This is a genomic window from Defluviimonas salinarum (genome assembly GCF_026013545.1).
Lineage (GTDB): Bacteria > Pseudomonadota > Alphaproteobacteria > Rhodobacterales > Rhodobacteraceae > Albidovulum > Albidovulum salinarum.
Map to the genome: position 1 here is coordinate 1 of NZ_JAPDOG010000068.1, position 5508 is coordinate 5508.

A 5508-nucleotide genomic window follows, 5' to 3' on the forward strand; every position below is an offset into this window, starting at 1 on the left:
CGCCCACTCATCGTCCGACATCAGGTCTCGTGCCAAGCTGGTCTCCATCGCAGATACCAGCTTGAATCATGATCAGGCGTCCGTGTGAATCCCTTTTGTCAACAGGCCCTAGGGCGGACTTCAGCCCGCCATTTCTCTAATCTTCCTTCGGGCCCGCCCGACTTGTCCCGCGACAAATCGAGGCATTGCCTGACGGCCGCGCCTGCCACCCGGCCCGCCCGACGCGGGCGGGCGTTCGGCGGGGAAACCGTCCACTGGACGGTTTCTGATCCCGCCTCACCCCCCGGCAGGCGCGTTACCGCGCCCGCTTGAGGCAGGCGCGCCCCGATTTCCGAACGCACGGCGCTACCCGCCCCCCTCTTGGCCTTCGCCTCGCTGCTCCGGCCAATCGGACCGGGCGCGGGTCCACTGGACCCGCACCTGCCGGTCCTGCGGGCGCCCCGCTTCCCCTTGCGTCACTTTGTCCAAGCGTCCGGCCCGCCCCGCCGCTGCTAGCCTGCCGCGCGGTGAAGGGGAGGCCCGCCATGCCGTCACGCGATCAGCTGCCGCTCGTCTATGCCTGCTCGGGCTGTTCCAGTGCCGCGCAGATGGCCAATCACCTCGCGATCCGGCTCGACCGGCAGGGGCTGGCGGAGATGTCCTGCATCGCCGGCGTCGGCGGCGACGTGCCGAAGCTGGTGCGGACCGCGAAATCCGGCCGCCCCATCGTCGCCCTCGACGGCTGCGCGCTCTCTTGCGTGAAGAACTGCCTCGCCCGCCACGGCGTCGCCGCCAGCCGCTACCATCTCCTCTCCGACCTCGGGGTGCGCAAGCGCTACGGCACCGATTTCGACCCCGGGGAGGCCGAACAGGTCCTCGCCCGGATCGCCGCCGGCCTCACGCCCGAGGCGCGCGCCTGAGCACCCGCCGTCGGGACGCGGGCTGTACGGAAGGCATACGCCTGCCATACGCAATGCCGACAGCCGCCGCGCCCGATTTCCGCCCGATTGTGGAGCTACCCTGTCGCGGTCTACCGGGAGGACCGACATGGCCAAGTTCCTCGTCGCCGGGATCCTCATCCTCGGCCTTTACGCACTCCAGGACAGCCAGAAACCGGGCTCGAGCTTCCGGCTGACCCCCGCGTCCGCCCCGAAAATCAAGGCTTCCTCGGCGGTTAGCGGCATCGGCGCCTCGGCCGCCGGCCTCGCCGGCCGGATCGCCAACTGAGTCTTTTCAGAGTTCCGACTGAACGCTCTGCGCCGTCGAACTGATCGCGTCGCCGGCGGTTCCAAGATCCCGCCCCGCGCCCTTGACCGTCTCGCAGGCGGTGAGCGCAAAAAGCGCGAGGAGTGGCAGGGCAAGGCGCAGCATCGGCATTTCTCCATGGTCGTTTCGTGCAAATCTGGACCCATATCGGCCTTGTTTCAAGGCCGGAATCAGCGTGTTAAGCACCTGTTAACCAAGCGCGCGCATCGTGGCGCCATGCGTCATCTTCCGGCCCTCCTCCTCCTCGCCGCCTGCGCCTCGCCCTCGCCGGGCATGTTCGGCGCGATCCGCGACGAGGTGACGAAGGGCGGAATCCGCTTCGTCGTCTACCATGCCGGCAGCCGCGCCGAGGTGGTGCGGATGGGCTATCTCACCCGCGCCGAACGGGCGCCGGTGCCGCGGCTGATGGAAGCGGCGGCGGCGGAGGTCACGGGCTGCCGGGTGATCCCCAACTCGATGGTCACGCAGATCCCCGGCGACACCGGCGTGGCGTGGCTCGATCTCGATTGCTAGGGCGTCAGGCGAGGAACGCCCGCAACGCCGCCTCGAATTCCCTCGGCTTGTCGGCATGGAGCCAATGCCCCGCGCCGGGGATCTTGGCGAAGCGGGCATTCGGGAAGAGCCGCTTGGTCTCGGCCCGATGCTCGGGGAGAACGTAGTCGGACTGCGCTCCGGCGAGCATCAGCGTCGGCCCCTCGAACCGGCCCCCGGTGCCGGGCCAGCCGGTGACCTTGTCCATCTCGCGCCCGAGCACGTCGAGATTGAGCCGCCAGCGCGGCGCATCGCCCTTCAGGTCGAGCGATTGCAGCAGGAAGGCGCGCACGCCGGGATCCGCGACCGCGCCCGCGAGTCGCCGGTCCGCCTCCGACCGCGCCTCGATCCCCTTGAGATCGAGCCCCTGCATCGCCTCGACCAGCGGCACCTGGCTGTGGCCATAGGCGACCGGCGAGATGTCGGCCACGACCAGCCGGTGGACGAGGTCGCCGCGGGTGAGCGCGAGTTGCATCGCCGCCTTGCCGCCCATCGAATGGCCGACGAGGTCGACCGGGCCGCCGATCGCCTCGATCACCTCGGCGAGGTCGCCGGCCATCTCGGGATAGCCGTGGCGCTCGGCGCGGAAGCTTTCGCCGTGATTGCGCATGTCGACCGCCACGACGCGGCGGTCGAAGCCGAGACGGCGCTGGATCGCGCCCCAGTTGCGCGCCGAGCCGAAGAGCCCATGCACGATGAGAAGCGTCGGAAGCGCGGTCGGAGCGCCGTGATCGGTGAAGGTCAACATGCCCCTTCCTAGCCGAGCGTCGCGCCGGCTTCCAGTGCGTTGCGGGCCGGGCGCTGGCGCGGTAGTCTGGTCGGCGGAGGGGAAGACATGCGTGACGCGACCGTGCACGAGAAGGCCGGGCGGATCGCCGATTTGCTCGAGGACCGGCTCAGGATCCGGGGCAACGGACTCGCCGAGAAGCTGCGGCGCGGCGGGCGTGGCCTGTCGCGGAAGTTGCGCCGCGATGCCGGCTACCTGGCGCGTGCCGCCGAGGAGGATCAGGTGCCGAAGCTCCGGGTACGGCTCGACCACGAGCGGATCGCCGCAGCCTATCACCGCTGCCGGCGCGAGCTCGAGCCGATCGGTGCCGGGCTGCGCCGCAAGGCGCTTTTCCTGGACATTCTGACCGGGATCGCGACGGGGCTGCTCGTCACCGCCCTTGTGGTTGCGGCGCTCCTGTCGTGGCGGGGTTTCCTGTGACCGCGTCGCCGGCGGCGGGCGCCATGGCCCCGAGAACGCTTCGGTAGACCAGCGTCACGGTGACGAAGCTCACGTAGAGCAGCAGGTACCACGACCCGAGCTTCGCGAAGGAGACGCGGTCGAGCGGGTTCTGCCCGGCATAGAGCCAGGTTCCGGTTCCGGTGCCGACATTCTCGGCGATCCAGAGGAAAAAGCTGGTCAGCAGGGCCGCGACCGGCAGCGGCATCCAGTAGTCGCGCTCGCCGATCCGGAACCAGATCCGGGTGCGGGCGAAAAGCAGGACCGTCGCGGCGAAGAGGACCAGGCGGATGTCGGGCAGGTAGTGGTGGGCGAAGAAGTTGACGTAGATCGCCGCCGCCAGCGCGACCGTCATCCAGTAGGGCGGATAGGGGGTGAAACGCATCTGGAAGATCCGGATCACCCGCGCCATGTAGCTGCCGACCGAGGCATACATGAAGCCCGAAAAGAGCGGCACGCCCCAGAGCTTCAGGAGACCGGGCTCGGGATAGCTCCAGGATCCCGCGCCGGTCTTGAAGATCTCCATCGCGGTGCCGGTGAGGTGGAAGAGCAGGATCACCTTCGCCTCGTTCCAGGTCTCGAGCCGCGCCCAGAGAAAGAGCGCCTGCACCGATACGGCGAAGATCAGGAGCGCGTCGTAACGCTGGAGAGCCCAGTCCGGCTGCCAGACCGCCTTGCTGACGATGAGCGCGGCCAGAAGGAGCCCGCCGAAGAGCGAGGCCCAGCCCTGCTTCAGGATGAACATCACGAATTCCGCGAGGCCATGCGGCAGGCGAGCGCGCATCCAGGCTCCAAGCGCGCGTTCGATCTGATGGGTGCCACCGGTCATCATCGGGCGTTGATGGCACGAAGCGCGGGCGCTGTCGCCCCCTTGCTGCGGTTCCCGATGCGGAATGCGCGGCCTGACTTCCGTCCGGCTTCACTTGCGACATGCCCGAAGTTCGTGCAGCGTGATCTGGAGCGCGCGCTCGCGCCATGCGAAGGGAGGCACGCAATGGCGAAAGGATACTGGATCGGCCACATCACAGTGACGGACCCTGCGGCCTACGAGCGTTACAAGGCGGCGAACGCGATTCCGTTCGACAAGTACGGCGGGCGCTTCATCGTCCGGGGTGGCAGGTTCGAGTGCCTCGCGGGCAAGGCGCGCGAGCGGCACGTCGTCATCGAGTTCGACAGCTTCGAGGCGGCACTGGCCTGTTACAACTCACCCGAGTACCGGGATGCCCAGAAATGGCAGACCGCATCCAGCGACAACGACATCATCGTGGTCGAGGGGATCTGATCCGGGGTGCCGTCGGCTTTGCCGCGCCTGTGGCTGCGAACGGTCGGATCGCCGAAGCCATCCCGCCCGAGGGCGTGCTTCGGGCGCAAACCCGTTATATGACCGCGTTCCGCCGACGGTTCGGCATCACCGCGGTACAAGCGCCTCAAGCTCGGGCAGCAGGACCACGCTTTCCTGCTCGTTCGGATCGGTGCGCGCGATCACTGCGACGGCGGGCTCCGTTCCGTCGTTGAAGGGCAGATGCGGCGTGTCGGCGGGGATGTAGATCAGGTCGCCCGCATTCGTTTCCATGACATGTTCCAGCTTCTCACCCCAGTACATCCTGGCCGAGCCGGAGATCACATAGATCGCGGTTTCGTGGGATTCGTGCTTGTGTGCCTTGGCGCGACCACCCGGAGGGATCGTCAGAAGGTGCATGCAGACGCCCTGGCTACCGACGGTCTCCTTCGCGATGCCCTCGAAGTAATCGAAACCCTGCTTGCCCGAATAGATCCCGCCGGGTCGCAGTTTCACGCAGTTTCCCATCCCGAACGCCCTTTCACCTTTTCCGCATATCGGTCGATGATAGGCGATTGGTGGCCGAACGGGCGCCAGAAAAATTCCAATTTTCCTGGCAAAAATCTTCGAAGATTTTTGCGGCGACAACCCTGCCGTCGCGCAGGCCGCCCGCGCCCCCAAAGACAAAGCCCCCGCGTTGTCGCGGGGGCCTTGCCGTGTTCGGGTCTCGCCGGGTTCAGAGGCTCGGGTAGAGCGGGAAGCGGGTGCAGAGGGTCGCGACCTCGGCCTTGACCTTCGCCTCGACCGCGCCGTTGCCGTCCTCGCCGTTGGCCGCGAGACCGTCGACGACCTCGATGATCAGCCGGGCGATCTGGCGGAACTCGGCCTCGCCGAAGCCGCGGGTGGTGCCGGCCGGCGCGCCGAGGCGGATGCCGGAGGTCACGAACGGCTTTTCGGGGTCGAACGGCACGCCGTTCTTGTTGCAGGTGATGTGGGCGCGGCCAAGCGCCGCCTCGGCGGCCTTGCCGGTCACCTTCTTCGGACGCAGGTCGGCAAGGCAGAGGTGGTTGTCGGTGCCGCCCGAGACGACGTCGATCCCGCCCTTCATCAGTTCGTCCGCCATCGCCGCCGCGTTCTTCTTGACCTGCGCCGCATAGGTCTTGAACTCGGGCCGCAGCGCCTCGCCGAAGGCCACCGCCTTCGCCGCGATCACATGCATCAGCGGGCC

Annotated in this window: 10 protein-coding genes; 5 read left to right on the forward strand and 5 right to left on the reverse strand. The window is 67.8% G+C overall.

The genetic code is table 11. The features are described 5' to 3' along the window. The first annotated feature begins 524 nt into the window (after window positions 1–524). Both OM960_RS25090 and OM960_RS25095 read left to right on the forward strand, forming a co-directional pair. Window positions 525–899, forward strand: coding sequence for a putative zinc-binding protein (locus OM960_RS25090; RefSeq protein WP_264773900.1), 375 nt, complete (start codon window positions 525–527; stop codon window positions 897–899). Between the two features lie 127 nt (window positions 900–1026). Further along, the gene (locus OM960_RS25095; RefSeq protein WP_264773901.1) at window positions 1027–1206 is read left to right on the forward strand and encodes a hypothetical protein; all 180 of its coding nucleotides are present in this window, start codon (window positions 1027–1029) and stop codon (window positions 1204–1206) included. 6 nt (window positions 1207–1212) lie between these two features. On the opposite strand, the gene OM960_RS25100 is transcribed toward OM960_RS25095, so the two are convergent. Continuing rightward, entirely contained in the window at window positions 1213–1350 is a 138-nt protein-coding gene (locus OM960_RS25100; RefSeq protein ID WP_264773902.1) for an entericidin A/B family lipoprotein, read from the reverse strand. 111 nt (window positions 1351–1461) lie between these two features. Between OM960_RS25100 and OM960_RS25105 the strand changes: the two genes are divergently transcribed. Next, a complete protein-coding gene (locus OM960_RS25105) occupies window positions 1462–1758 on the forward strand; it encodes a hypothetical protein (protein WP_264773903.1) in 297 nt (98 codons plus the stop codon). A 4-nt stretch (window positions 1759–1762) separates the two neighbouring features. Here OM960_RS25105 and OM960_RS25110 read toward each other — a convergent pair whose 3' ends face one another. Further along, entirely contained in the window at window positions 1763–2524 is a 762-nt protein-coding gene (locus OM960_RS25110) for an alpha/beta fold hydrolase (protein WP_264773904.1), read from the reverse strand. Between the two features lie 87 nt (window positions 2525–2611). Here OM960_RS25110 and OM960_RS25115 point away from each other — a divergent pair, with 87 nt between their 5' ends. Continuing rightward, complete coding sequence (locus OM960_RS25115; protein WP_264773905.1) at window positions 2612–2983, forward strand: hypothetical protein; 372 nt, start codon at window positions 2612–2614, stop codon at window positions 2981–2983. On the opposite strand, the gene OM960_RS25120 is transcribed toward OM960_RS25115, so the two are convergent. Continuing rightward, the gene (locus OM960_RS25120; RefSeq protein WP_264773906.1) at window positions 2934–3785 is read right to left on the reverse strand and encodes a DUF817 domain-containing protein; all 852 of its coding nucleotides are present in this window, start codon (window positions 3783–3785) and stop codon (window positions 2934–2936) included. The genes OM960_RS25115 and OM960_RS25120 overlap by 50 nt on opposite strands. 210 nt (window positions 3786–3995) lie before the next feature. Here OM960_RS25120 and OM960_RS25125 point away from each other — a divergent pair, with 210 nt between their 5' ends. Then, a complete protein-coding gene (locus tag OM960_RS25125; RefSeq protein ID WP_263338963.1) occupies window positions 3996–4283 on the forward strand; it encodes a DUF1330 domain-containing protein in 288 nt (95 codons plus the stop codon). Window positions 4284–4409: 126 nt separating this feature from the next. On the opposite strand, the gene OM960_RS25130 is transcribed toward OM960_RS25125, so the two are convergent. Further along, entirely contained in the window at window positions 4410–4808 is a 399-nt protein-coding gene (locus OM960_RS25130; protein WP_290428762.1) for a cupin domain-containing protein, read from the reverse strand. 208 nt (window positions 4809–5016) lie between these two features. After that, a partial coding sequence (locus OM960_RS25135) for a PLP-dependent aminotransferase family protein (protein ID WP_490372117.1) occupies window positions 5017–5508 on the reverse strand: 492 nt, incomplete at its 5' end.

Bases quoted from the DNA above. Each gene is read 5' to 3' on its own strand.
- OM960_RS25090 (WP_264773900.1), top strand. From the start codon at position 525: ATGCCGTCACGCGATCAGCTGCCGCTCGTCTATGCCTGCTCGGGCTGT.
- OM960_RS25095 (WP_264773901.1), top strand. From the start codon at position 1,027: ATGGCCAAGTTCCTCGTCGCCGGGATCCTCATCCTCGGCCTTTACGCA.
- OM960_RS25100 (WP_264773902.1), bottom strand. From the start codon at position 1,350: ATGCTGCGCCTTGCCCTGCCACTCCTCGCGCTTTTTGCGCTCACCGCC.
- OM960_RS25105 (WP_264773903.1), top strand. From the start codon at position 1,462: ATGCGTCATCTTCCGGCCCTCCTCCTCCTCGCCGCCTGCGCCTCGCCC.
- OM960_RS25110 (WP_264773904.1), bottom strand. From the start codon at position 2,524: ATGTTGACCTTCACCGATCACGGCGCTCCGACCGCGCTTCCGACGCTT.
- OM960_RS25115 (WP_264773905.1), top strand. From the start codon at position 2,612: ATGCGTGACGCGACCGTGCACGAGAAGGCCGGGCGGATCGCCGATTTG.
- OM960_RS25120 (WP_264773906.1), bottom strand. From the start codon at position 3,785: ATGCGCGCTCGCCTGCCGCATGGCCTCGCGGAATTCGTGATGTTCATC.
- OM960_RS25125 (WP_263338963.1), top strand. From the start codon at position 3,996: ATGGCGAAAGGATACTGGATCGGCCACATCACAGTGACGGACCCTGCG.
- OM960_RS25130 (WP_290428762.1), bottom strand. From the start codon at position 4,808: ATGGGAAACTGCGTGAAACTGCGACCCGGCGGGATCTATTCGGGCAAG.